At 62.8% G+C, this 23,791-nt stretch carries 30 protein-coding genes; 19 read left to right on the top strand and 11 right to left on the bottom strand.

Annotated elements, in window-relative coordinates; all coding sequences use genetic code 11:
* The first annotated feature begins 27 nt into the window (after positions 1–27).
* The 7 genes from FJV77_RS26870 to FJV77_RS26900 all read left to right on the top strand — a co-directional run bounded on the left by FJV77_RS26870 (position 28) and on the right by FJV77_RS26900 (position 5,607).
* Positions 28–1,329 carry an MFS transporter gene (locus tag FJV77_RS26870; protein ID WP_142869544.1) on the top strand — a complete coding sequence of 434 codons (1,302 nt, stop codon included), beginning with the start codon at positions 28–30 and terminating at the stop codon, positions 1,327–1,329.
* A gap of 128 nt (positions 1,330–1,457) precedes the next feature.
* Entirely contained in the window at positions 1,458–2,642 is a 1,185-nt protein-coding gene (locus FJV77_RS26875; RefSeq protein ID WP_142869545.1) for a cell wall hydrolase, read from the top strand.
* A gap of 264 nt (positions 2,643–2,906) precedes the next feature.
* The gene (locus tag FJV77_RS26880; RefSeq protein WP_142869546.1) at positions 2,907–3,299 is read left to right on the top strand and encodes an AtpZ/AtpI family protein; all 393 of its coding nucleotides are present in this window, start codon (positions 2,907–2,909) and stop codon (positions 3,297–3,299) included.
* Between the two features lie 63 nt (positions 3,300–3,362).
* Positions 3,363–4,121 (top strand): F0F1 ATP synthase subunit A, encoded by a 759-nt coding sequence (locus tag FJV77_RS26885; RefSeq protein WP_142869548.1) that lies wholly within the window; start codon positions 3,363–3,365, stop codon positions 4,119–4,121.
* Between the two features lie 67 nt (positions 4,122–4,188).
* On the top strand, positions 4,189–4,413 hold the full coding sequence (locus FJV77_RS26890; protein ID WP_006206606.1) for a F0F1 ATP synthase subunit C: 225 nt from the start codon (positions 4,189–4,191) through the stop codon (positions 4,411–4,413).
* Between the two features lie 92 nt (positions 4,414–4,505).
* Positions 4,506–5,105: a F0F1 ATP synthase subunit B gene (locus FJV77_RS26895; protein ID WP_142869549.1), complete on the top strand. Its 600-nt coding sequence runs from the start codon at positions 4,506–4,508 to the stop codon at positions 5,103–5,105.
* 10 nt (positions 5,106–5,115) lie between these two features.
* Positions 5,116–5,607 carry a F0F1 ATP synthase subunit B gene (locus tag FJV77_RS26900; RefSeq protein WP_142869550.1) on the top strand — a complete coding sequence of 164 codons (492 nt, stop codon included), beginning with the start codon at positions 5,116–5,118 and terminating at the stop codon, positions 5,605–5,607.
* 249 nt (positions 5,608–5,856) lie between these two features.
* Here the strand turns inward: FJV77_RS26900 and FJV77_RS26905 are convergent, their stop codons facing one another.
* Both FJV77_RS26905 and FJV77_RS26910 read right to left on the bottom strand, forming a co-directional pair.
* Positions 5,857–6,555 carry a ribonuclease HII gene (locus tag FJV77_RS26905; RefSeq protein WP_142869551.1) on the bottom strand — a complete coding sequence of 233 codons (699 nt, stop codon included), beginning with the start codon at positions 6,553–6,555 and terminating at the stop codon, positions 5,857–5,859.
* Positions 6,556–6,708: 153 nt separating this feature from the next.
* Complete coding sequence (locus FJV77_RS26910) at positions 6,709–7,863, bottom strand: PA0069 family radical SAM protein (protein WP_142869569.1); 1,155 nt, start codon at positions 7,861–7,863, stop codon at positions 6,709–6,711.
* A 149-nt stretch (positions 7,864–8,012) separates the two neighbouring features.
* Between FJV77_RS26910 and FJV77_RS26915 the strand changes: the two genes are divergently transcribed.
* Both FJV77_RS26915 and FJV77_RS26920 read left to right on the top strand, forming a co-directional pair.
* Entirely contained in the window at positions 8,013–8,516 is a 504-nt protein-coding gene (locus FJV77_RS26915; RefSeq protein ID WP_142869552.1) for a glycosyltransferase, read from the top strand.
* Positions 8,517–8,666: 150 nt separating this feature from the next.
* A complete protein-coding gene (locus FJV77_RS26920; RefSeq protein ID WP_142869553.1) occupies positions 8,667–9,641 on the top strand; it encodes a hypothetical protein in 975 nt (324 codons plus the stop codon).
* On the opposite strand, the gene FJV77_RS26925 is transcribed toward FJV77_RS26920, so the two are convergent.
* From FJV77_RS26925 to FJV77_RS26945, 5 genes are all read right to left on the bottom strand, one after another.
* On the bottom strand, positions 9,631–10,059 hold the full coding sequence (locus FJV77_RS26925) for an aldehyde-activating protein (RefSeq protein WP_142869554.1): 429 nt from the start codon (positions 10,057–10,059) through the stop codon (positions 9,631–9,633). The genes FJV77_RS26920 and FJV77_RS26925 overlap by 11 nt on opposite strands.
* 128 nt (positions 10,060–10,187) lie before the next feature.
* Positions 10,188–10,742, bottom strand: coding sequence for a molybdenum cofactor biosynthesis protein B (gene moaB, locus FJV77_RS26930; RefSeq protein ID WP_142869555.1), 555 nt, complete (start codon positions 10,740–10,742; stop codon positions 10,188–10,190).
* Positions 10,729–11,622: a 4-(cytidine 5'-diphospho)-2-C-methyl-D-erythritol kinase gene (locus FJV77_RS26935; RefSeq protein WP_185970438.1), complete on the bottom strand. Its 894-nt coding sequence runs from the start codon at positions 11,620–11,622 to the stop codon at positions 10,729–10,731. The genes moaB and FJV77_RS26935 overlap by 14 nt, the downstream gene beginning before the upstream one ends.
* 26 nt (positions 11,623–11,648) lie before the next feature.
* On the bottom strand, positions 11,649–11,834 hold the full coding sequence (locus tag FJV77_RS26940) for a hypothetical protein (protein WP_112567004.1): 186 nt from the start codon (positions 11,832–11,834) through the stop codon (positions 11,649–11,651).
* Positions 11,835–11,916: 82 nt separating this feature from the next.
* Positions 11,917–12,774: a S49 family peptidase gene (locus FJV77_RS26945; protein ID WP_142869557.1), complete on the bottom strand. Its 858-nt coding sequence runs from the start codon at positions 12,772–12,774 to the stop codon at positions 11,917–11,919.
* A gap of 16 nt (positions 12,775–12,790) precedes the next feature.
* Between FJV77_RS26945 and FJV77_RS32535 the strand changes: the two genes are divergently transcribed.
* Positions 12,791–12,964, top strand: coding sequence for a hypothetical protein (locus FJV77_RS32535; protein ID WP_185970439.1), 174 nt, complete (start codon positions 12,791–12,793; stop codon positions 12,962–12,964).
* Here the strand turns inward: FJV77_RS32535 and FJV77_RS26950 are convergent.
* Both FJV77_RS26950 and FJV77_RS26955 read right to left on the bottom strand, forming a co-directional pair.
* A complete protein-coding gene (locus tag FJV77_RS26950; protein ID WP_185970440.1) occupies positions 12,954–13,748 on the bottom strand; it encodes a tRNA1(Val) (adenine(37)-N6)-methyltransferase in 795 nt (264 codons plus the stop codon). The two genes, FJV77_RS32535 and FJV77_RS26950, sit on opposite strands and share 11 nt — an antisense overlap.
* The gene (locus FJV77_RS26955) at positions 13,748–13,972 is read right to left on the bottom strand and encodes a DUF2007 domain-containing protein (RefSeq protein WP_112567065.1); all 225 of its coding nucleotides are present in this window, start codon (positions 13,970–13,972) and stop codon (positions 13,748–13,750) included. The genes FJV77_RS26950 and FJV77_RS26955 overlap by 1 nt, the downstream gene beginning before the upstream one ends.
* Positions 13,973–14,194: 222 nt before the next feature.
* On the opposite strand from FJV77_RS26955, the gene FJV77_RS26960 reads away from it, so the two are divergent.
* The 7 genes from FJV77_RS26960 (at position 14,195) to FJV77_RS26990 (ending at position 20,864) form a co-directional block, all read left to right on the top strand.
* Positions 14,195–15,211: a polyprenyl synthetase family protein gene (locus tag FJV77_RS26960; protein ID WP_112566998.1), complete on the top strand. Its 1,017-nt coding sequence runs from the start codon at positions 14,195–14,197 to the stop codon at positions 15,209–15,211.
* Positions 15,212–15,665: 454 nt separating this feature from the next.
* Positions 15,666–16,223: a hypothetical protein gene (locus FJV77_RS26965; protein ID WP_142869558.1), complete on the top strand. Its 558-nt coding sequence runs from the start codon at positions 15,666–15,668 to the stop codon at positions 16,221–16,223.
* A 12-nt stretch (positions 16,224–16,235) separates the two neighbouring features.
* Positions 16,236–16,568 carry a hypothetical protein gene (locus FJV77_RS26970; protein WP_142869559.1) on the top strand — a complete coding sequence of 111 codons (333 nt, stop codon included), beginning with the start codon at positions 16,236–16,238 and terminating at the stop codon, positions 16,566–16,568.
* Between the two features lie 203 nt (positions 16,569–16,771).
* The gene (locus tag FJV77_RS26975) at positions 16,772–17,440 is read left to right on the top strand and encodes a GntR family transcriptional regulator (protein ID WP_142869560.1); all 669 of its coding nucleotides are present in this window, start codon (positions 16,772–16,774) and stop codon (positions 17,438–17,440) included.
* Positions 17,441–17,870: 430 nt separating this feature from the next.
* Positions 17,871–18,470: a biotin transporter BioY gene (locus tag FJV77_RS26980; RefSeq protein WP_142869561.1), complete on the top strand. Its 600-nt coding sequence runs from the start codon at positions 17,871–17,873 to the stop codon at positions 18,468–18,470.
* A 5-nt stretch (positions 18,471–18,475) separates the two neighbouring features.
* A complete protein-coding gene (locus tag FJV77_RS26985; protein ID WP_142869562.1) occupies positions 18,476–18,892 on the top strand; it encodes a DUF1284 domain-containing protein in 417 nt (138 codons plus the stop codon).
* 193 nt (positions 18,893–19,085) lie between these two features.
* Entirely contained in the window at positions 19,086–20,864 is a 1,779-nt protein-coding gene (locus FJV77_RS26990; RefSeq protein WP_142869571.1) for a tetratricopeptide repeat protein, read from the top strand.
* Positions 20,865–20,912: 48 nt separating this feature from the next.
* Here FJV77_RS26990 and FJV77_RS26995 read toward each other — a convergent pair whose 3' ends face one another.
* Positions 20,913–21,374 carry a GNAT family N-acetyltransferase gene (locus FJV77_RS26995; RefSeq protein WP_142869563.1) on the bottom strand — a complete coding sequence of 154 codons (462 nt, stop codon included), beginning with the start codon at positions 21,372–21,374 and terminating at the stop codon, positions 20,913–20,915.
* Between the two features lie 147 nt (positions 21,375–21,521).
* On the opposite strand from FJV77_RS26995, the gene FJV77_RS27000 reads away from it, so the two are divergent.
* Both FJV77_RS27000 and FJV77_RS27005 read left to right on the top strand, forming a co-directional pair.
* Positions 21,522–22,487 carry a glycine--tRNA ligase subunit alpha gene (locus FJV77_RS27000; protein WP_142869564.1) on the top strand — a complete coding sequence of 322 codons (966 nt, stop codon included), beginning with the start codon at positions 21,522–21,524 and terminating at the stop codon, positions 22,485–22,487.
* An 83-nt stretch (positions 22,488–22,570) separates the two neighbouring features.
* Positions 22,571–23,257 carry a DUF4328 domain-containing protein gene (locus FJV77_RS27005; RefSeq protein WP_185970441.1) on the top strand — a complete coding sequence of 229 codons (687 nt, stop codon included), beginning with the start codon at positions 22,571–22,573 and terminating at the stop codon, positions 23,255–23,257.
* Here FJV77_RS27005 and FJV77_RS32540 read toward each other — a convergent pair.
* Positions 23,254–23,424 carry a hypothetical protein gene (locus FJV77_RS32540; RefSeq protein ID WP_185970442.1) on the bottom strand — a complete coding sequence of 57 codons (171 nt, stop codon included), beginning with the start codon at positions 23,422–23,424 and terminating at the stop codon, positions 23,254–23,256. The two genes, FJV77_RS27005 and FJV77_RS32540, sit on opposite strands and share 4 nt — an antisense overlap.
* Between the last annotated feature and the right edge of the window lie 367 nt (positions 23,425–23,791).

The following is a 23,791-nucleotide window of genomic DNA, read 5'->3' on the forward strand; positions in this document are numbered from 1 at the left end:
GAAAGGGGCCATTACAGGAGTTTCGCCATGTCGAGTGCCGACGCAAATTGTGAGCCAGGCCGGGTTGGTCGAGCCGCCGCCGTCACCGCCACTTCGAAGGCTGAACGATTTCGCGCCAATCATCGCTGGAAGGTGCTCGGCATCGGCGTTGCCGCCAATGCCAGTTTCTCCGCCACCTTCGCCGGCATACCGGCGGCAGCGGTGTTTCTGCGCTCGGGGTATCAGCTCTCCAACGGCAATCTCGGCCTTGTCCTCGGCCTCCTCGGCCTGGGTGTAGCCTTGAGCGAACTTCCCTGGGGCCTGCTCACCGACCGCTGGGGCGATCGCGGCGTGCTGTTGACCGGCCTCGGCGCGACGGCGTCCTGGCTCGCGCTTATGGCGTTTTTCATCGTGCCGTCGGCGACCTATGTGCCTGGCGTCGCCATGCTCGCCGCGTGCCTTCTCGTCACCGGCCTGCTCGGCGGCAGCGTCAACGGTTCCAGCGGCCGCGCCATCATGGCCTGGTTCCATGAGGGCGAGCGTGGTTTTGCCATGAGCATCAGGCAGACGGCGGTGCCGCTCGGCGGCGGGCTCGGCGCGCTGGTCCTGCCGTCGCTGGCCTCAGCCCATGGCTTCGCGGCGGTCTTCGGGCTGCTGGCCGCCGTGAACGCAGTCTCGGCGCTGTTTGCCTGGCGCTGGCTGCATCAGCCGCCGGAAGCCGACAATGCGGGCAGCATGGCTATGGCAAAGCCGGCCGGTCCGGCGCCGCTACGCAATGTCGAAGTCTGGCGCATCGCCACCGCCATCGGAATGCTATGCGTTCCGCAGGTTGCGGTGCTCACCTTCGCCTCCGTCTTCCTGCACGATTTCGCCGGCATGGGCACACTGACGATCAGCGCCAGCCTTGCCGCGGTGCAGACCGGCGCCATGATCATGCGCGTCTGGAGCGGCCGCTTCACCGACCGCCATGGCAACCGCCGCTGGTTCCTGCGCCTCTGCAGCATGACGAGCGCGCTTGGCTTCGCGGCTCTCGGCCTGCTGGTCCTGGCGGCCGCCGCCATGCCAGGCCCGCACGCCGCGCTGATGCCGGCAATCGCGGTGCTGCTGGTCGTTGCCGGCATCTCGGTCTCCGCCTGGCACGGCGTCGCCTACACCGAGCTTGCCACGCTTGCCGGCGCCAGCCGCGCCGGAACGGCACTCGGCCTCGCCAACAGCTTCGTCTTCATCGCCTTCTTCGTGGTGCCGACAGCCATTCCGGCTTTGCTGCTCGTCTGGTCCTGGCCTGGCGTCTGGCTGGTAGGAGCGCTCTGCGCACTCACCGCCTGGCCAATCCTGCTGCGGCCGAACTGACGGGCCTGCAAACGCGTCCCGTTTCGGGCCGGTTTGAAAAAACGCCATCGTTAACGTTAACCCCGCATCAAGGTTAATGCTTCACTTTGGCTCTCCAGTGGCTCAGTGGCGTTTCTGGAGAGTTCCCCGTGCATCGACGTGTCTTGAAGCGGCTGGCTGCCGCCGCCGGTGAGAAAAAACGTTCGTTCGTATCGCCATTGGTCATCGGGCTCGGCATCTGGATCGGCTTTCCGACCGTCGTTGCCTACCAGGACATGGGCAGCCTGATTTCCGGCCTCGAAGCGTCGGGCAGCCGCTGGAATTCCTATGTCGAGCGCTCCGTCGCCGGTTCGGTCCATGCCGCCGAAATGCCTTTCATCGATTCCGTCACCACCGGTTCGCTCTCCGGCTCGGGCGTGCGCCTGCCCGGCGTCGGCAAGGTCTCGTTTCGCGGCAAGGGCAATGTCGCCGGCGTTACGCCCGACGAGGACCGTATCATGCGCGCCGACAAGAAGGGCCGCATCATCCAGGTCTCGCCGGTCGCGCCGCCGAAGAACTTCAATGCCGGCTCTATCTTCCAGCGCACCTCGTCGCTGCTGCGGCCGAGCATGGATAGCGGCCTGAAACTGGCCTTCGCCAAGCCCGGCATCAAGGGCAAGGAAATCCAGATCGCCCAGGCCTTCCATATCAGTGTGGACAAGAAGCCCGAGCCCGGCGTACCGGCAGCGCTGATCGCCCTCGTCAACAATGACAAGCCGGACATTCTTGCCACCGCCTATGCCCAGGCCGAACCCGACTATGCCAAGGCCTCGCCCTTCGAGGCGTTGCTGCAGGACGAAGAGCCGAACGATGGGCGCTTCATTCCGCCGATGGCCAAGGGCGATCACTCGTGGATCCAGAACCCGCTGCCGGCCAGCGTCTTCTCCAAGAAGGAGCAGGCCTGCCTTGCCAACGGCATCTATTTCGAGGCGCGCGGCGAATCCGTGCGCGGCCAGGCCGCCGTCGCCCAGGTTATCCTCAATCGCGTCCGCAATCCCGCCTATCCGAATTCGATCTGCGGTGTCGTCTACCAGAACGACAATTGGCTGAACCGCTGCCAGTTCTCCTTCGCCTGCGACGGCAGGAAGAAGCGCATCGAAAGCCCCACCAACTACAAGGTGGCGCAGGATGTCGCCATGGCCGTCACCGCCGGCAAGATCTTCATCCCGGAAGTCGGCTCATCGACCCACTACTACGCCAACTATGTCCATCCGGGTTGGGCGCGCACCATGCAGAAGATGACCAAGATCGGCCTGCATATCTTCTACCGCACCTATGGCGGCGGCTGGAGCTGAGCCCTTCGGGCTACAGTCGGCAACGAGCCGCCAAAGGCCCCGGGCGCCGAAATCGGACGCGGGTCGCCGGACGGATTCGGGGCATGTGCCGACCCTATAGTGCCGGGCACGATGTCGCACCTCTCCAAGCTATTGATTTCAATAGAGAAAATACATGGCTTTGAAGTCCCGCCCGTGGCTTGACGGGCGCGGACCCTCTAACTATGTTGCCGGCGACTTTAGAAGCGGACGGACGGTAACGGTCTGACCGGGCAGGGGGGTTCGATGGCCGACAAGAATGGGCCACACGGAACCGGAGAAACCGGCCGCGGCAGCAAGCACGAACCCGACATCCGCGACGAAGAACTCGAGCGCCGCCGGCGCGAGCTTGGAGCATCGCTTGCGACAAGACGGCCGGATCGGCTAGAGGGGAATGACGGCGCGAAAGCGACGGCCGGATATGGCCAGGCGCTCAAGCTGTCCAGCGAGTTCATCGCCGGGATAGTGGTGGGTGTGGGCCTTGGCTGGTTTCTGGATCGTGTGGCGGGAACCTCGCCATGGGGTCTGGTCGTCGGCTTGTTGCTGGGCTTTGGCGCCGGCGTGCTCAATGTCCTGCGTTCGGCAGGTGTTGTGTCGGAATTCGGAAAAAGCGAGAAGTCGCGCGATCCGAAAGAATGAACTGGCGCCGCCAATGGCGCATAAGAACACTTAAAGCCGTTCGTGGCTTTGACGGGGATGTAAATGGCTGCTGACAAGGTCGATCCGATCCACCAGTTCCATATCGTCAAGCTGATTCCGATCAACATCGGCGGCTATGACCTGTCCTTCACCAATTCGGCTCTGTTCATGGTCGCGACCGTGGCCATTGCATCGGCGTTTCTTTACCTCTCGACCTCGAGCCGCAGCCTTATTCCCGGCCGCCTGCAGTCGGTTTCAGAAATGGCCTACGAGTTCGTCGCAAACATGTTGCGCGATGCAGCCGGAACCCAAGGCATGAAGTTCTTTCCCTTCGTGTTCTCGCTGTTCATGTTTGTGCTTGTCGCCAATCTGCTTGGCCTTTTTCCTTATTTCTTCACCATCACCAGCCACATCATCGTCACCTTCGGCTTGGCCGCGCTGGTGATCGGAACCGTCATCGTCTATGGCTTCATGAAGCACGGCATGGGCTTCCTCAAGCTTTTCGTGCCGAAGGGCGTGCCCATCCTGATGATGGTGCTTGTCGTTCCGATCGAGGTGATTTCCTTTGTCTCGCGTCCGGTCAGCCTGTCGGTTCGTCTGTTCGCCAACATGCTCGCCGGCCACATTACCCTGAAGGTGTTTTCCGGGTTTGTGGTCAGCCTGAGTGCGCTCGGTGCGCTCGGCGTTGCGGGATCGATCCTGCCGCTGGCAATGGCCGTGGCGCTGACCGCGCTGGAGTTGCTCGTGGCGCTCTTGCAGGCATATGTGTTCGCCGTGCTGACCTGCATGTACCTGAATGATGCGCTGCATCCTTCGCACTAGATAGAGTTTCCGGCATCGGTCGCCGGATGGAATTGCAACGGAATTACAGATCCAAAGGAGTTTTAAAATGGACGCAGAAGCAGCAAAGTACATCGGCGCCGGCATCGCTTGCCTGGGCATGGGCGGCGCGGGCATTGGCCTCGGCAATATCTTCGGCAGCTACCTGGCCGGCGCCCTGCGCAATCCGTCGGCCGCCGATGGCCAGTTCGGCCGCCTGATTTTCGGCTTCGCCGTGACCGAAGCTCTGGGCATTTTCTCGCTTCTCATCGCCCTTCTCGCCCTGTTCGGCTGAGCCCTGTTTCGGCCAGCTGTTGGTCGGACAAGCATTGGGAAGAATTGGCTGGCCGCATTCCTGCGGCCATGCCTGATATCAGGGGATAGTCCATGTTCGTGACATCTGCCTTTGCGCAAGAGTCCGCACCCGCCACCGAAGGCGCCCACACCGGTACGGAAGGTGGTACGCATTCCGCCACCGAGGTGCCCGCCGAGGCGCATGGCACGTTCCCGCCATTCGATCCGGCGACGTTCCCGTCGCAGCTTCTGTGGCTGGCGATCACGTTCGGGCTGTTCTACCTGTTCCTGAAGAAGGTGGTGATGCCGCGCGTCGGTGGCATCATCGAAGTGCGCAGCGATCGCATCACGCAGGACCTCGACCAGGCCGCCAAGCTGAAGGGCGAGGCTGACGCCGCCGTTGCTGCCTACGAGCAGGAACTGGCGGAAGCCAAGACCAAGGCCAATGCGATCGGCCAGCAGGCCAACGACGCGACCAAGGCCGAAGCCGAAACCGTCCGCAAGAAGATCGAGGCCGCGCTCGACAAGAAGCTCGGCGAGGCCGAAGCCAGCATCGCTTCCATCAAGGCCAACGCCATGAAGGAAGTCGGCACGATCGCCGAGGACACCGCTTCGGCTATCGTAGAAGCGCTTGTCGGCGGCAAGACCGGCAAGGCCGAGATCGCGGCGGCCGTCAAATCCGTGGCCCGCTGAGGAGCACATCATGGACGCCACATCGCTCGCGACTCTCTGGGCCACCGTCGCCCTTATCATTTTCCTCAGCGTCGCCGTCTACATCAAGGTACCGGGGCTGATCGCCAAGGCGCTCGACGCCCGTGCCGCCAAGATCAGCAATGAGCTTGATGAAGCCCGCAAGCTGCGCGAAGAGGCCCAGCAGCTGCTCGGCCAGTACCAGAAGAAGCGCAAGGAAGCCGAGCAGGAGGCCGCGGCAATCGTCGCCGCCGCCAAGCGCGAGGCAGAGCTGCTTGCCGCCGAAGCGCACAAGAAGACCGAGGATTACGTCACCCGCCGCACCGCGCTTGCCGAGCAGAAGATCGGTCAGGCCGAGCGCGAGGCAGTCGCCGAGGTGCGCGCCAGCGCCGTCGACATCGCCGTCGAGGCAGCCCGTACGCTGCTTGCGGCCAAAGTCGACGCCAAGGCCGGAGCCGACCTGTTCAAGTCCGCGTTGCAGGACGTGAAGGCCAAGCTGAACTGAGCGGGTATAGAGCCGCCGACATGAAGCCGCCCGGGTGACCTGGCGGCTTTTTTGTTGGGCGGCGAAGGAGATTGGCGAAGGCGGTGGTGCGCGTAATCTCCCTCCTTGAGGGGGAGATGGCCGGCAGGCCAGAGGGGGTCGCCGCGCGTCAAGCGCTGGCCTTTCTTGGCCGCAGAATGGGGGCGTTGCGTCCGGTCGCGCCGACCCCCTCTGTCGCCTTCGGCGACATCTCCCCCTCAAGGGGGGAGATCAGCTCTCCAACCCGGCAAAACCTTCTTCCTCAACCACCTCAACCCCGCCCAGCCTGAACGGCGCAAACGACGCCCGGTGCAACCTCGCCACCGGCCCATGCGCCTCAATCGCTGTGCGGTGGCGGACTGTGGCGTAGCCCATATGGACCTCGAACCCGTAACGCTCGTGGTGGCTGCCGCAGCCGCACATCATGCGGTCGCGCATCACTTTGGCGACGATCGAGGCGGCGGCGATCGACTGCGAGCGCTGATCGCCCTTGATCAGCGCGCGGCCCTCGCAGAGGAGACCCGGCGGCACGTCACGGCCGTCGGCCAGCGCCAGCTTCGCCTGTATCGGCAGGCCGGCAAGCGCACGGCGCATCGCCTCCAGGCTCGCCTTAAGGATGTTGCTGCCGTCGATGCCTTCAGCGCTCACCGAGGCCATCGACACGCCGAGCGCCGAACCGAGGATTTTCAGGAACAGCGCCTCGCGCTGCAGATGGTTGAGCCGTTTGGAATCGTCGAGGCCGTCGGGAATGTTGGCGGGATCGAGGATCACGGCTGCCGCTACCACCGGTCCGGCCAGCGGCCCACGGCCGGCCTCGTCCATGCCCGCCACAGGCCACAGGCCTTCAGCCATCGCCTTCGTCTCGAAGGAGAAGTCGGGCTTCTCGACGATTTCGAAAAGAAGCGGAGAATCGGAACGCGCGCGAGCCATGTTGCGGCGAGGTTCGCATCGGCTCCGATTCTCCGCAAGTCCCTCCAGGGTCGAGTGGGGCAAGACCGGGAGGGCACCGTCTGCAGGCCGGGGGACAGGCCGGACGGGATTTCTTCGCCTGCCCAGCCAACGATGGCCGGGCAGGGAGGATCTTCACAGCAGCATCAACTGCTCGGTCGCATTGGCGGCGGCGACGAACTGGTCGGTCCTGAGCGTCCGCCGCTCGGCATTGAGGCCGAGCCGCTTGGCGGTGATCTCGAAGCGTCGACCGATCTGCCAGGCATAGGGTCCGGCGCCTTTCATGCGCTTGCCCCATTCCGAATCGTAGTCCTTGCCGTCACGCATCGAACGGATCAGCGACATCACGTGCCGGTAGCGGTCCGGATAGTGGCGCAGCAGCCAGTCCTTGAAGATCGGCGCCACTTCCAGCGGCAGGCGCAGGATGACATAGCCGGCCTCGCGGGCGCCGGCGGCGCGGGCAGAGTCGAGGATGCGCTCCATCTCCTGGTCGGTCAGGCCGGGGATGATCGGCGCCACCATAACCGAGGCGGGAATGCCGGCATCCGAAAGCATCCTTATCGCCTCCAGCCGCTTGGTCGGCGTCGACGCGCGGGGCTCCATGGTGCGCGCCAGCATGCGGTCCATCGTCGTCACCGACAGCGCCACCTTGGCCAGCCCTCGTTCGGCCATGCGCGACAATATGTCGATGTCGCGCGTCACCAGATGGGATTTGGTGACGATGCCGACCGGATGACCGCGCGCCTCCAGCACTTCGAGGATCTCGCGCATGATCCGGTATTGCTTCTCGATCGGCTGGTAGGGATCGGTGTTGGTGCCGATGGCGATGGTGCGCGGCTGGTAGCCGTCCTTCGACAATTCCTTGTCGAGCAGCCGCGCCGCATCCGGCTTGGCAAACAGCTTCGATTCGAAATCCAGCCCCGGCGACAGGCCCATGAAGGAATGCGTCGGCCGCGCGAAACAATAGACACAGCCATGCTCGCAGCCGCGATACGGATTGATCGAGCGGTCGAACGAGATGTCGGGCGATTCGTTGCGGGTGATGATCGTGCGCGGCTTCTCGACCTGCACCTCGGTCTTGAACGGCGGCAGCTCCTCCAGCGAATTCCAGCCATCGTCGAACACATGCCGGCTGACGGGCTCGAAGCGACCGGATGGATTGATGCCGGCCGAACGGCCGCGGTTGCGGTCCGGACGGACGCGCATGCCGCTCTGTTCGATCATCGCATTAGCCATCTCGGCTCTTCCTGCCCCGAAGGCTGCAATGTCCGCACGCACGATATGTTCCATTTTCGCCCTCTCCCAGGGACTGTCGGTCGGCTGTCGATTCGGTCTGTTCATGAAAATAATCCTATTTTGTCGATGAGAACAAAGCAAGAACTTTTTTGCTGTGCGATGCCAAACTGGCGCTTCGCGAGGCTTTCCGCTATTGCGCTGAAATGCTCAGCGTTCTCATCGAAACCCATGATGACGAAGAGGGCCTTGCCCGCACGCTCGCCTCGCTGATCGGCGGCGCGGTCGAGGGCGTGGTGCGCGATGTCATCGTCTGCGACACCGGCTCGACCGACCAGACGCATCGTGTCGCCGACCACGCCGGCTGTCACTTCGTCGCCGGCGGCATTGCCGCAGGGATCCGGCAGGCGAAAGGCGACTGGCTGCTGTTGCTGGAACCCGGCGCGCGGCTTTCGGAAGGCTGGATCGAGGACGTCGTCGCCCATACGGCGCGGCAAACCATGCCGGCGCGCTTTTCGCGAGCCCGGGGTAGCCGCACGCCATTCCTGTCACGGGTGCTCCAGGGAAACCGCGCGCTGGCCGAAGGGCTGGTGATCAGCAAGCGGCAGGCCGCTTCCCTGTCGAAGAACGCGCACAGCGCCGAGGCTCTTGCACGCGGTCTCGCCACCAGGCGGCTGGACGCCGAAATCTGGGTGGCGCCGAAGAAATAACGCCGAATTTTGGGGCGAGTGCCGCTATTGTGCATTGCACAAAAACTGACGCCATATTAGCATCTCTTGATGCGGGACAATTGGGTCTGGGTAATGCGGGAGCGGTAGAAACCGATGGTTGTCGGCTGCCGTTCATAGCTGAGGATCCCGATGAACCTTTCGACCCCTGAAAAATCCGGCGCCGCCAGCCTGGAAGCCATCGCTCGCAATGGCAGCCTGCTCCGCCGCATCGCCGTGCGCATCCCGACCTATCTCAAGGATATGCGCGAGAATCCGGCCTGGCTGCCGATGTTCATGCTTGCCCGCACCATGCCGGCGCGCAAGTTGCACTGGCTGGGCGCCAAAGCCGCGCGCCCGGCGCAGAGTGCCGGAGCGACGATGTTCGAGGGCGTCGAGCTCAAGTCGATCGTCGAAACGCTGCGCAGCGATGGGTTGTTTTCTGGCTTGGTGCTGCCGCAGGCAATCCACGAAGAGATCGCCAGCTTCGCGCAGAGCACACCATGCTTCGGCAATTTCGATCGCCGGCTCGAATTCCTGCCTGGGGATCATGCCGAGGCAGAGAAGCGTTTCGGCCGTTCCTTGCTCAGCGGCCACTATTTCGAGCGCATCCTCGGCTGCAAGGCGGCACTCGCCATCCAGGACGACCCGTTGCTGCTCGACATCGCCCAGCACTATCTGGGCGGGCAGGCAAAGCTGATCACCACGCGCGTATGGTGGAGTTTTCCGACCGGAGAGGCCTCCGACGCCGACAAGAACCTCGCCTCGCTCGGCAAATATCATTTCGATCTCGACGACTGGCGGATGCTGAAATTCTTCTTCTACCTGAAACCTTGCGATACCGGCACCGGCCCGCATGTGTACGTCAGGGGCAGCCACAACAGGCGCAGCCTCAAGCACCAGCTGACGCTGCTGGTCGGCCATCCGGCCGAAGAGGTGCTCAAGGTCTATGGCGACGACAGCCCGATCACGCTGACCGGCGACGCCGGTCTCGGCTTTGTCGAGGATCCGTTCGGCTTCCATATGGGCACCGTGCCGTCGCGCACGCCGCGGCTGATGATGGAAGTCGGCTTCGGTGTGTCGCCGCCCTCGCGCCGCCGCTTCCACGGCGAACCCGTCATCCGCTGACCTTGATCTCGACCGGCATCCAGCGCGCCTGGCGCCGGGCCATGCGGCCCTCGCGGTTCTCGGCATCGTAATCCATGGCGACCGGCTCGCGGCTGAACCGCCGCCGGTCGTCCAAGGCATTGACGATGACGATCGCCTTGGGGTCGCCGCCGTCGGTGGTCACAGCCGCGACATAGACGCCGCAGTCGCGGCAGATGAGATAGTCGGCGGTGCGCAAGCCGAACCGGTATCGGTGCAACCGCGCCTCGTCCTCGACCGTGACGATCAACCGACCCTGCGGATCGGCGGCAGCGCGCGAGCCATGCCGGACGCAGAACGCGCATTGGCAGGCGCGGATCTCCATCTCGGATGGTTCGATCCCAGTTTCGAATGTCAGGTGGATGGCGCCGCAATGGCAGCCGCCGCGATACGCTCTCATCGGATCATTCCGCCTTGAGTGACTTGGCCGCAGACTACGCCTTAGGCAACTCGCAGGAAATGACCTCTCGAAGGCGTAGCTGGCATTCCGCCTGACAAAGGCAGCGCTGAACCGCTATCCGCCTTGCTTTACGAGCCGGCCTTGCCGCGGCGCAAATGCTCGTCCAGGCGCGGCATGATCTCGACGAAGTTGCAGGGCATGTGGCGATAGTCGAGCTGCGGCTTCAATATGCCGTCCCATGCGTCCTTGCAGGCGCCGGGCGAGCCCGGCAGCACGAAGACGAAGGTGGCGTTGACGACACCGCCGGTCGCCCGGCTTTGCACCGTCGAGGTGCCGATCTTGTCGTAGGAAATGCGGTGGAAGACTCCGGAAAAGCCGTCCATGCGCTTTTCGAAGATCGGCTCCAGGGCCTCCGGCGTCACGTCGCGGCCGGTGAAGCCGGTGCCGCCGGTGGTGATGACGACATCGATATCCTTGTCCCGTGACCATGCCAGGACCGTATCGCGGATCTTTTCACGATCGTCGGTGACGATGTCGCGCGCGGCCAGCACATGGCCGGCCTCGGCGATACGGTCGGCCAGCGTCTGGCCGGATTTGTCGTCGGCGAGGCTGCGCGTATCCGAAACGGTCAGCACCGCAATGCGCACCGGAATGAACGGGCGGTTCTCGTCAATTTTGGCCATCGGCTCCCTCCGAAGCGATGCTGCGCGTCGCGGCGACGAACCAGTCCGGTTCGCGGCTGCGAATCTCGGCCGCCGCGCGCTTGGCGACATTGCCGGTCTCGAACAGCCCGAAGCATGTCGCGCCGGACCCCGACATGCGCGAGAATCCCGACCCGGCCCGGTTCAACAGGGAAAGCGCCCGTCCGATGGGCGGCTGGATCGCGAGTGCGGCCGATTCGAGATCGTTGCGGGTGACCTCCAGCCAGTTGCGCATACTGTGGAAGTCAAAGCCGCGCGGCAGGGGCGGCAGTCCATCATTGTCGCGTTTCTCGAGGGCGTTGAACACGTCGGGCGTTGAGACGGCGACGCCGGGATTGACCAGCACCAAAGCGAGTGCGGGAAAATCCGGCACCAGCGACAGCTCGTCGCCGACACCGCGCGCGACCAGCGGTTTTGCGGAAAGACACATCGGCACGTCAGCGCCGAGCGTGAGACCGATCCGCGCTAATTCGGCCTCGCCGATGTCGAGACCCCATGTCCGGACAAGACCGCGCAGCACCGCTGCGGCATCACTCGAACCGCCGCCGACGCCGGAGGCGACCGGCAGGTTCTTTTCCAGCCGGATGACAACCGGCGGCGCGCTCTGCTGGCCTGCCTGGCTGCGCAGCGCCTCGCGCGCCTTCACCACCAGATTGCTGTCGTCTATCGGCACAGAAGTCGCATAGCGGCCCGCTACGGAGAACCGGTCGCTGTCGGCGGGCTCGATCTCGACCCTGTCGCCGAAGCGGGTGAAAACGACCAGGCTCTCAAGCAGATGATAGCCGTCGGCACGCCTGCCGGTGACATGCAGCGCCAGATTTATCTTGGCAGGCGCAAGCCATGTCCGGGCTGCGGCATCCACAGTGTCGGCTGTTGACGGGATGATGCTCAGTCCTTGGCCAGGCGGTATTCGCCGGTCTTGGGATCCTTGACCAGCGTGCCGTTGGCGCCGTTGGCCGCCTGCTTTTCGGTGCGCCGGACCTTGGCGGTCACGCGCTCGGCCTCGCGGATGAAGGTGCGGTAGCCGAAATAAGCGGCGGCGCCGACAATCGCGAAGAAAATGATCTGCGGCATCTCAAAATTCCTCCCTCGCAAGGCGGCAAAGGCGGCCGATCGGGTCGGTCAGGCTGTTATGCTAGACGGTTTCCCTGCTTTTTCAAAGCCCGAAGCGCGCCCACAATGCGCGCTCTTCCGCCGCATCGATCACGCCGCTGGCGGCAGCGGCCGCAATCTCGGGCGCTGAAAAGCGTGAACCGAACAGGCCGATGCGGCCAAACAGGCCACGCGGCGCGGTGACCAGCCGGAGCTCGGTTTTCGCGCCGAAGCGGGTCTTCAGCACCGTGCGCATGTCGCTCAACGCATCGACGAGGCCAAGCTCCAGCCCCTTCTTGCCGGTCCAGAACAGGCCGGTGAACAGGTCCGGATCGTCCTTCAGCTTCGAGCCGCGGCGCTCCTTGACCAGGTCGATGAAGGTGTCGTGCACCTCAAGCTGCAACGCCTTCAGGCGCTCGACATCTTCCTTCTTTTCCGGCTTGAACGGGTCGAGCACCGCCTTGTTCTGGCCGGCGGTGTGGACGCGGCGCTCGATGCCGATCTTCTTCATCAGTTCGGGAAAACCGAACGAGGCAGAGACCACGCCGATCGAACCGACGATGGAGGACGGATCGGCAAAGATCTCGTCGCCGGCGACCGCGATCATGTAGCCGCCCGAGGCCGCCACGTCCTCGACGAAGACCAGTACCTTCTTGTTCTTCTCGACAGCCAGGTCACGGATGCGCTTGAAGATCAGCCGAGACTGCACCGGCGAGCCGCCGGGCGAATTGACCGAGATGGCGACCGCGGGCGCGTCGAACAGGAACGCCTTTTCGATGAGGGCGGCTGTGGAGGCGAGCGACAGGGTCGGCCGGAACTGGCCGCCACCGGCCATGATCGTGCCGTGCAGCCTGATGACGGGAATGGTGACGACGCTGGAGCGCCAGGATTTCGGCAGCAGGCGGTTGAAAAGGCGTTTCACGAGGTGGCTGTCTCCAGTGGCAAAAGAGCAAGATAGATCAGTTTTGGAAGAAATTCCTCGGGCGGCGCGGATCTTGCTCTGGGCATGTAGGGATTTGCTGGCCAACGGCAATGCCGCGGTTTTGGGGCGAATGCATGTCGCGCTGCCGCTTTGCGGCAACGGCATGCTCAGCCCCAAAATCAATCGCTGAACAACGACGCCAGTCCGTTGTTGATCATCTCGGTCCGTTCCGACGGGCCGTCGCCCGTCTCGGCATGCAGCATCAAAGGCGGGCGGATCGACAATTTTCCACGCGCGCCGAGCGCCGCCCGCACGACAATGCGGATCGCAGCGGCTTCGGGGCGAGGGTGGACGGCCAGCATCTCGGCGTCGCCGAAGCGGCCCGACAAGGCATCAAGGAGATCGCGGAGCTGTTCAGGCCGCGCGATGACGGCCAGGCCACCGCGGGGTTTTGCGACGGCGGCCGCACTTCTGATCCAGCTTTCGAACAGTCCGTCTTCCATGACATGCGCCTGCCTGCGCAGCGGGTCAGGTGTGGCGCGGTCCTCGGAGGCGTTGAAGGGCGGGTTCATGATAACGAAATCGAAGGAATTGTCGGCAAGGCCGGCCTGCGTGCGCGCCCGGCCCGACAGCGTGACATCGGCTGTCAGCACCGAGGCGCGGTTGCCGAGATGCGCATTGCCGGGATGGGCGAGTGTCGTCGCGGCGAATCCCGCCATCTCGGCGGAGCGTTCGACAAGCACAACCTCAGCCGCCGGGCAGCGAGACAGCACCGCAAGGCCTGCCGCACCCGCGCCGGCGCCGAAATCGGCCAACCGTCCGGCAAAGGCGGACGGCACCGCCGCCGCCAACATCATGGCGTCCATGCCGGCGCGATGGCCGGTCCTGGGCTGCACCAGCCAGAAGCGGCCGCGATGGAAGGCATCGACCGTGTGGGCCGGCGTGTCACCGGCGAGGGCGCTCGCTTCAGCCATTATTTCTGGCGGATTTCGTTCTCGATGCCGGCGTCTTTCAGGATACGCCGCGCCTGATCGGCCTGGTCGGCGTCGACCATGACGCGCTTCTGCAAAAGACCGATCGACCCTTCGAGAATGCTCATGTTCTGATCGGCGACGAAGCAGGCAATGCCGGCATCGCGCATCAGCGATTCGACAAAGGAGATGATCACGGCATCGTTGGTGCGGACGAGTTCTATCATCGGATGAAGTTCGCAGGTTGCATCGTTGATGTAAACGCTGGAGCATGGTGCCGAAAAGTGTGAAGCGGTTTTCGGGCAACGCCATGCTCAATCTCGAATGTTGACACGCCGTCACCGCAGCCGCGCCAATTCGCCTCTTGCCGTGCCGGTATGTGCCGCCCTAGAGTCCTTGCAGGGACCAGGGTGCCGTCGCACATGTGATCAAGACGGGAGTGTTTGTTGGTGGGTGTCGTTCTCAACATCGAAAACGGGAAGCGGGAACCCGCTTCCATCAAGGATCTCATCGAGCTGACATCAGCCGATATGGGCCGCGTCAACGAATTGATCCTGTCCAAGGCCGGCTCCGACGTCGAGATGATTCCGGAGGTCGCCAACCATCTGATCTCGTCGGGTGGCAAGAGGCTGCGTCCCATGCTCACACTCGCCGCCGCCCAGATGTTCGGCTACTCCGGCGAGGGCCACGTCAAGCTCGCCACCTCGGTCGAGTTCATGCACACCGCCACGCTGCTCCATGACGATGTCGTTGACGAGAGCGGCATGCGCCGCGGCAAGAAGACCGCCCGCATGATCTGGGGCAACCAGGCCAGCGTGCTGGTCGGCGATTTCCTGCTCGGCCAGGCTTTCCGCATGATGGTCGATGTCGGCTCGCTCGAAGCGCTCGACATCCTGTCCAGCGCCGCCTCCATCATCGCCGAGGGCGAGGTGATGCAACTGGCCGCCGCCAAGAACCTCGACACCACCGAGGACGAGCATTTCGCGGTCATCAAAGCCAAGACCGCCGCACTGTTCTCGGCCGCCGCCGAGGTTGGCCCAGTCATCGCGCTGGCGACGCGCAACGATCGCGCCGCACTACGCTCCTACGGCATGAATCTCGGCCTTGCCTTCCAGCTTATCGACGATGCGCTGGATTATGGCGGCTCCAGCCAGGAGTTGGGCAAGAATGTCGGCGACGATTTCCGCGAGGGCAAGGTGACGCTGCCGGTGATCCTCGCCTACCGGCGTGGCACCAAGGCCGAACGTACTTTCTGGAAGCGCGCCATCGAGGACAATGTCACCGACGATGCCGGGTTGGAAAAGGCGATCGGCCTGATGACCCGCCATGGCGCGATTGCCGACACGATCGGGCGAGCCCGCCATTTCGGCGAGATCGCCCGCGACGCGCTGGCGCCGCTGGAAGCGACGCCGCAGAAATCAGCGCTGATCGACGTCATCGACTTCTGCATCAGCCGGGTGAACTGAAGCCCGCCATGCGACTGGCATGATCTGGATCGGCTCCAGCTCAGTACTGGCCGGCAGGGATATTCCGGCGTCCGTGAAATACTTCACAGTGCAGCCCATTTCGCTGCATTATAGAGACGTCCAAACTTCGCCACTTGTTGGCCGATGTCGCGCAAAATTCAAGTGAGCGACTCTCCGCGATGATCTTGGTCAAGAGAAATATTATTTTCAGAGTTGACTCCAAAGCAAGACAGTATTTCTATCTATGATGGGTGGGCGTTTTAAGCTCCGTAAGAGAGAATAAACCCCTTCGAAGTTTGCAAAAATCTGCTTTGTCTCGACATTGGTCGGGGACCGTTGCTGCTGTCTGCCTGGTGAAGGTAGGCTTTGTTAAAATCTTGCATTGGGATGGGAGCAGCGGCCAGGTGGGGACTTGGCTCGCTGTATCGGGACCTTGCTGGGGGGGCATTGTCATATGAACAGAATTCTTATTGTCGTGTTTTGCCTGCTCTTGGCCGGTTGCACCTCATTTGCAATCGGCGAGCCGTACGACAAAGCCATCGACGACGAACTGAACGCCTTTCAGAAGTCGGCGGCCGAGTTCATCAAAACCATGCAAGTGAACGCCGGGACACCAAAAGGGTCTTATGAGTCCGACGGCGCCAAAAAATACTATGCGGCCGCGGCTGCGAGCCTCTCCAATCTGCAACTGAGGGCCGATGTTCTCAGCAGCAGAACATGTCCCATAGCGAAAGCTCTTCAGCTTATCGCATCGACGGGTTTTGATACCGGCGAAATAGCCCTTGCTAAGGCCGAGGGTCAGGTAGGCGGTGTGGCCGATAAGTCGCCTCCGAACGTATCTGGGAACTGCATTTCGATCACCATTCGTAACATTCGCATAAGAGAGGACGAGCTCGAAGCTGACCACAAGGATGCGGGCCGGCTTACACCAACCGTGGCCTTGATCGACGGCCAGGAGATCGACGCGGCCGTGCGTGTTGCTTTGACGGCCTTGCGTGCGAAGAATTACTGAGGAGGAAACATCATGGCTCTTGATTTCGAAGATATGGGCTCGAGGATCATCTCCCAGGCAACTCAGATTGCTGGAGGCAGCTGGAAGGCTATGGCGACTGCAGCCACCGTGGAATTCCGAGGATTGGCCCAGCGTATAGCTCTGATCGTTGAAGCATATGCAAACGGAGAGCTCAGCCAAGTCCGTGCCAAAGCACATCTAAAAAACGCGAGGTTCCATGTCATCGCAACTTTAGCTATGCTGACGGTAATGACGGAGGCAGCGCTCGAAAAAATCGTGAAAGGCGCTCTGGCGATCGTTAAGGAAAGCGTCAATAAGGCAGCGGGTTTTGCGTTGCTGCTCTAGAGCAATTCCAGGAAAAGTGTCTGCGGTTTTCCGTCCGGAATTGCGTAAAAACAAAGAGATAGAGCGGCTCGCCGTTTCCGTGAAACGGTGAAACGCTCTAGGTGGCGACATAGTGTTCGTCCGGTGAGGAACGAACCAGCCTGAGTTGTAAATCGCACTCAGCGGTCTCGACAATCGGCTGCGGCGCAAATTATCTATAAAACATGGCAAAGACCGCAGACGACACCATCGCCGTGCGCATCAGCAAGGTGCTGGCCGACCGCATCATATCGGGCGCGATCGAGCCGGGGGCCCGGCTGCGGCAGGATCACATCGCCGAGGAGTTCCAGACCAGCCATGTCCCGGTGCGCGAGGCCTTCCGGCGTCTGGAGGCGCAAGGGCTGGCGATCGGCGAGCCCAGGCGAGGCGTGCGCGTTGCCGCTTTCGATCTCGGCGAGGTCAGGGAAGTCGCCGAAATGCGGGCGGCGCTCGAAGTTCTGGCGCTGCGCCATGCCGCGCCGCACCTGACGGCGGCCATTCTCAACCTTGCCGAAGAGGCCACAAAGGCCGGCGACAAATCCCGCGATGTCCGCTCCTGGGAGGAAGCCAACCGCACTTTCCACCGGCTGATCCTGGCGCCCTGCGGCATGCCGCGGCTCATCACCACCATCGACGATTTGCATGCAGCAAGCGCGCGCTTCCTGTTCGCCGCCTGGCGCTCGGAATGGGAAATCCGCACCGACCAGGATCACCGCGCAATTCTCAGCGCACTCAGGCAAGGCAACATCGAATCGGCTGCCGCCACCCTTGGCCGGCACGTGCAGTGGATCGGCCAGAAGCCGGTCAAGACCGCCTCCGGCAAGATGCGCGAAGCGTTTGCTATTGTCGGGTAAGGGCCGCAGCGGCGATTAGCTGCGGCCGCTCAGCTTCGTCATCCTTGGGCGTAGCGACGCGAAGCGGAGCGAAGACCCAAGGATCCGTGCCGCGACCTTGGCCAAGGCTGCAGCGGAGCAGAATTCCGCACCCTTGCAACGCTCCTAAGTAACGGCATGGATTCCAGGGTCTGCGCTGCGTCGCTCCGGTCCTTGCTTCGCCCTAAAGCGCGTCGCGCTGAAACGGATTCAAGCGACGCGCTTTAAGTCTTTGTTTTGATGCATGTCGTTGTCCCAGAACCGCAGCACACTTCTGGGCGACATGCATTAGAATGACGAAATCCATGGCCAATTCCACCTCACCCCTTGCCATCCCCGTGTAAATATGGATTCGATAATAGATCGAACAACAAAATTATCTATAATTTTAAACCAGCCGGGGAAGCCCGCCATGACCGACATCGCCTTTTCGCCCGCCAAGCCCTCCTTCAGCCCGTTGCGCCTGCAGACCCGCTCACTTGGCTGGCAGGTCGGAGCCGTCGTTCTCGGCACGCTGTTCCTGGCGCTGTCGTCTTACATCGAAGTGCCGATGGTGCCGGTGCCCGTGACCATGCAGACCTTCGCCGTAACGCTGATTGGCGCGCTCTATGGCTGGCGGCTTGGCGCCATCACCATTGCGGCCTGGCTCGTCGAGGGCGCCGTAGGCTTTCCGGTTCTGGCCGGAGGGGCAGCGGGTGCGTCGCATTTCGTCGGACCAACGGGCGGTTATCTCTTCGCCTTCCCGCTTGTCGGCGCGCTTGTCGGCTGGCTGGCCGAACGCGGCTGGAACGGCAACCGGGTAATGCTCGCCTTCGCCGCCATGGTCCTCGGTAACCTCGCCTGTCTGGTTCTCGGCACGGCATGGCTCGCCGCCATGATCAGCGCCGAACAGGCCATCACCTTCGGTTTCCTGCCCTTCCTCGTCGGCGGCTTGCTCAAGTCAGCGCTCGGCGCCGCGACGCTCAAGCTGTTTTCCGGCAACAAGGCTGATCAGGCCAAGACCGCATTGTAGAACCGATGACCGTCAGGCTGCGCGCCCACCACCTGCTTTGCCTGCTGACCTATGTCGGCAAGGGCTACAGCGCAGCCTTTGTCGCCAATTATGACGCGATCGCGAAACGTCTTGGCCGGGGCGAGGATATTCTTATCGTCTCCGGCCCCGACGATATCTGCGCGCCGCTGCTCGGCGAACCGGAGCCGCATTGTCTGCGCGAAAGTGCGGCTGGCCGGGATGAACTAGCGGCCCGCGACGTCGAAAAATTGCTGGCCCGGCCGATCCGGGCCGGCGCCCGCCTCAGCCTCGACGCAGCAACATTGGCCAGCCTGCGCGCGGCCTTTTCAGCCGGCGTGACGCGCGAGGCCTGCCAAGATTGCGAGTGGGCCGGCCTGTGCACCACTGTCGCGGCAGGCGGATATCGCGATGTCAGGCTGTAGCTCTCAAGTCCGATCTGCTATTATTCCGTCCTGACTATGTTGTGCGTCGCCATGGTTTGTTAATCGGGTGACCCGATTGTGAATTCGGCCCGGATTGAAGCCTGACCCCAAAAAGGCCATGCTTTGTCTGGAAACATCGAGTCTGTGGCTTCTCCGCGCGGACGCGGGATGGCGCTTGGCTGAAAGGGATACGATGCGGCAAGGACGTGCGCGCTGGCTCGCGGGGCTGGCAATTGTGGCAGGGATGGCGATTTCTCCGCTGCCCGCCTACGCCAAGGAATCGACCGACCCGGTCAAGATCACATCCTTCTCGGGCGCCTATCTCGCCGCGCGCACCGCCGAAGGCGACAACGACCTCGACAATGCCATCGCCTATTACAAGCAGGCGCTGGCCTTCAATCCCGGCGATACCTCGCTGCAGCAAAGCCTGATGCTGTCGCTGATCGCGCAGGGGCGCTTCGAGGAATCGCTTGTCTATGCCGACAAGCTCAAGGAAGTTCCCGATGTCGAGCGCTTCTCGCGGCTGGCGCTGGCGGTCGATTCCTTCCACAAGAAGGATTTCACCAAGGCGCAATACTGGCTCAAACTGTCGCTCGAATCCGATCTCGACCGGCTGATTTCCGGCGTCATGTCCGGCTGGGCACAAGAGGGCGCCGGCAATGCCACCGAGGCGATGGCCTCCATCGACAAGCTGCAGGGGCCCGACTGGTTCGGCCTGTTCAAGTCCTTCCACCGCGCGCTGATCGCCGATGCCTCAGGCATGTCGGACAAGGCCGATGCGCTCTATGACGCGACCCTGACCGACACCACGGCCGGCGGTGCTGCGCCCGAGACATGGATGCGCAACGCCCAGGCCTATGCGTCTTTCCTGGCGCGCAAGGGCGACAAGAACAAGGCGCTCTACGTGCTCGACAAGGCCGAGGCGTTCGCGCCGGGCAAGCTCGACATCCAGGCGCTTCGCGACAGGATCAGCAAGGGCGACAAGATCGAGCCCTTCGTCTCCAGCCCGTCGGAAGGCGCCTCCGAAATCCTGCTTGACCTCGCCATCGCGCTCAATCGCGGCGGCGGCGAGCCGTTCGTGCGCCTTTATCTGCAATATGCGCTGGCGCTGAAGCCCGACAGCGACGCCGCTTTGGTACAGCTTGCCGCCGTTGCGGAGCAGCTGAAGGACAGCGAAGGCGCCATTGCGCTCTACCGCCGCATTCCAGCCTCCTCGCCGCTGAAGGAGCTTTCCGACCTGCAGCTCGGCCTCAACCTTGCCGATCTCAACCGTCACGATGAGGCGATCGCCCATCTGAAGGCCTTCGTCGACGCCCACCCCGACGACATGCGCGCCTATCTGGCGCTGGGCGGGGTCTATGCCTCGAAGGAGGATTTCCGCTCCGCCGCCACCCTCTATGACAAGGCGGTCGCGGTGCTGAAGACGCCGACCAATGCCAACTGGAACATCTACTACCAGCGCGGCATCGCCTATGAGCGGCTGAAGGAATGGCCGAAGGCCGAACCGAATTTCCGCAAGGCGCTGGAACTGTTCCCCGACCAGCCGCAGGTGCTGAACTATCTCGGCTATTCCTGGGTCGACATGAACATGAACCTCAAGGAAGGCCTGGCGATGATCCAGAAGGCCGTCGACCTCAGGCCAAGCGATGGCTACATCGTCGATTCGCTGGGCTGGGCCTATTTCCGCATGGGCCGGTTCGACGACGCCGTGCGCGAAATGGAGCGCGCCGTGTCGCTGAAGCCGGAAGATCCGGTGCTCAACGACCATCTCGGCGATGCCTATTGGCGCGTCGGCCGCAAACTGGAAGCCACCTTCCAGTGGAACCAGGCGCGCGACCTGAAGCCCGATCCCGATGTGCTGGCCACCTTGCAGCAGAAGCTGATGAAGGGTCTGCCGCCAATCGAATCCAACACCGCGCAGGAAACCCCGAAGGTCAAGCCGGTCGCACCGGCGGCTGCGCCGAAGGGGTGAGGCACATACTTCTGATCAAACGGGGCTCACTGAGCCCCGTTTTTATTTTCAGAACGTTTTTCGATAGACGACAAACCCCGAAAGCTCGCCGATCTTGTCGTAAAGCTTCATCGCCGTGTGGTTGGTCTCGTGCGTCAGCCAGTAGACGCGGCCCGAGCCTGCGGCTTGCGCCCGCTTGTACACGCCTTCGATCAGCGCCCGGCCAATGCCTTTGCCGCGTGACGCTTCGCTGGTGAAAAGGTCCTGCAGATAGCAGTTCGGCGAAATCGCCGTGGTGGTGCGGTGGTAGAGATAGTGCACGAGGCCGAGAAGCTTGCCCTCGCTCTCGGCGACCAGCGCATGCATCGGCTCATAGGCATCGAAGAAGCGCGACCAGGTCATTGCGGTGATGTCGCCGGGCAGGGCGGTTTCTCCCGAGCGGCCGTAAAAAGCGTTGTAGCCGTCCCACAGCGGCAGCCATTGCTCGTAATCCTGCCGGGTGATGGGGCGCACGATGGACTGGCCTTGCATGGCTGAACCTTTGTCGGTGGAACTGAGCTCAGCAGAGGGCCGGCGGCGCCGTCCGGCAATGGGCCAGCGAGAAGCAAAGCGTTCAACCTCTCGGGGCAAGGCGGCGTAAGGCGCTGCCTTGACGCTTGCCGGCCCGGCAACTAGGGAATGTCTTCATCTCAGCGTTCCGAGGCCGCCGTGACGTCAGACCATATGCATCCCAGCCGCTCGTTCCAGGGGCTGATCCTGACCCTGCACAATTACTGGGCCGCCTATGGTTGCGTCATCCTGCAGCCCTACGACATGGAGGTCGGCGCCGGCACCTTCCATCCGGCCACCACGCTGCGCGCGCTTGGGCCCCGGGGCTGGAACGCCGCCTATGTCCAGCCCTCGCGCCGGCCGAAGGACGGCCGTTATGGCGAGAATCCCAACCGGCTGCAGCATTATTACCAGTACCAGGTGATCCTGAAGCCCAACCCGCCGAATCTGCAGGAGCTCTATCTCGGCTCGCTCGAGGCGATCGGCGTCGATCCGCTGCTGCACGATATCCGCTTCGTCGAGGACGACTGGGCAAGCCCAACGCTGGGCGCCTGGGGACTTGGCTGGGAGTGCTGGTGCGACGGCATGGAAGTATCGCAATTCACCTATTTCCAGCAGGTCTGCGGCATCGAATGCGCGCCGGTGGCGGGAGAACTGACCTACGGCCTGGAGCGGCTGGCCATGTATGTGCAGGGCGTCGACAATGTCTACGACCTCAACTTCAACGGCCGCGAAGGCGCCGAAAAAGTCACCTATGGCGAGGTCTTCCTGCAGGCCGAGCAGGAATATTCCAGGCACAATTTCGAATATGCCAACACCGCGATGCTGCTCCGGCATTTCGAGGACGCCGAAGCCGAATGCAAGGCGCTGCTGGCGGCCGGCGCTCCGGCCTCGAACGACAATCTGCCGATGCACCGCATGGTCTTCCCGGCCTATGACCAGTGCATCAAGGCAAGCCACGTCTTCAACCTGCTCGATGCGCGCGGCGTGATTTCGGTGACCGAACGGCAGAGTTACATCCTGCGCGTGCGCAATCTGGCGAAAGCCTGCGGCGAGGCGTTTTTGCTGACTCAAGCCGGCGGACTCGCGGCCTGACCTCACCGATCGTGTGCTGACCGCTTGAGCGTCGGCCTTTGCGCGTCTAGCTTGTGCAGGGCGCGGACGAGGAGTGGGCTGGCGTGAGCATCTTCAAGAATTTCTCGGCAAGCACCACTTGGGTGATCCGTATCTTGTGGGTCCTCATAGCGGTCGACGTCATCGCTGTCGTGTCCGGCTATTTCGAGTTCCAGCTTCTGGTCGATATCGGCAGCGGAACTGGAAGCCTTGAGTACGACGTTTCGGCGGCCGCCGATTCGAACGACAACAGGCAGAGGATTGTCGGCATCATCCAGGTCATTCTCTGGCTTGTGGCGGGAATAAGCATCCTCGCCTGGATAAGGCTGGCCAACAAGAACGCCAGGGCGCTCGGCGCCACGGATATGGAATTCACGCCGAATTGGGCGATCGGCTGGTACTTCATCCCGGTCGCCAATCTCTGGAAACCATATCAGGCGATGGCTGAAATCTGGCGGGCGAGCGGCGGATCGAAAAGCTGGAAGACAGAGTCGGCGCCGGGCATTTTGGCGATCTGGTGGTTGGTCTGGCTCGCCTCCAACATATTCGACCGGGTCGCTTTTCGGCTCACCCTGAAGGCGGAGGAAATTCCGGAACTGCAGAATGCAAGTCTGGCAATGATGGCCTCCGATGTCGTCAGCGTGTTCTTGAGCCTGGCCTTTCTGGAGGTCGTCAAGGATATCTCGCGACGGCAGATGGCCCCGCCTGCGGCAGCCCAGGAGGAAGTCTCGGAGCAGCCGGATCTCGCCTAGGCGGACAGGGAAACGGTGTAGGTTACATCAGGCGCGCTCTGGCCGGTCGATCCGGCCATGGTCCGCATGGCCTGTCGCACGCCCGGCATCGAGAAGGCGCCATGGGCCTGCGCGGTGAAACAGGCGCTGAGCGCGATGATCTGAAGAAGTCTCGATGCCGTTTTCATGGTCGTTCAGCCAAAAGTTCCCTGCCTGAGCGTTGGTCGCTTCAGCGCTGCGTTTGGTTCATGGAAATCTTTGATCCAAGGACGGGCGGGGTCGGTTCGTCCCGACAGGGCGATTAAGATTTCTGGAAATTGACGGTTACGTCGACCGTGGGCAGGGCAATCGCATATGGCAGCGCCAGCCCCCTCTCCGTCCGCTGCGCGGCCACCTCTCCCCCATTTCATGGGGGCGAGGAAACGCTAATCTCTAAAGCCGCGCACTCGAAAGGCTTGGGTTCCTCGCCCCCACAAAGTGGGGGAGAGCGACTATCTGGGGTGTCAAGTTGCATTTGCGAATTCGGTTCTCGCGTCGCGTGCTTTTGCATTGAGG

It is taken from the genome of Mesorhizobium sp. WSM4306, assembly GCF_007003975.1.
In the GTDB taxonomy this organism is placed as follows: Bacteria; Pseudomonadota; Alphaproteobacteria; order Rhizobiales; family Rhizobiaceae; genus Mesorhizobium.